Genomic DNA, 494 nt, shown 5'->3' on the forward strand with positions numbered 1-494 from the left:
GGTAAGTCGACCCCTAAGGCGAGGCCGAAAGGCGTAGTCGATGGGAAACGGATTAATATTTCCGTACTTGGTATAATTGCGATGGGGGGACGGAGAAGGCTAAGCAAGCATGGCGATGGTTGTCCATGTGAAAGTGAGTAGGGCGTTTGTTTAGGTAAATCCGGACGAACATTAAACCTGAGACACGAGACGAGCTACTACGGTAGTGAAGTTGCTGATGCCATACTTCCAGGAAAAGCCTCTAAGCTTCAGATTATACCGAATCGTACCCCAAACCGACACAGGTGGTCAGGTAGAGAATACTAAGGCGCTTGAGAGAACTCGGGAGAAGGAACTCGGCAAATTGGTACCGTAACTTCGGGATAAGGTACGCCCTTGTAGCTTGACTGGCCTGCGCCAGGAGGGTGAAGGGGTTGCAATAAACTGGTGGCTGCGACTGTTTAATAAAAACACAGCACTCTGCAAACACGAAAGTGGACGTATAGGGTGTGACG

General features: G+C 49.8%; 1 rRNA gene. It reads left to right on the plus strand.

The features are described 5' to 3' along the window. Window positions 1–494, plus strand: a 23S ribosomal RNA gene (locus SB816_RS29815); the annotation flags it as partial.

It is taken from the genome of Achromobacter sp. SIMBA_011 (assembly GCF_046535435.1).
Lineage (GTDB): Bacteria > Pseudomonadota > Gammaproteobacteria > Burkholderiales > Burkholderiaceae_B > Achromobacter > Achromobacter dolens.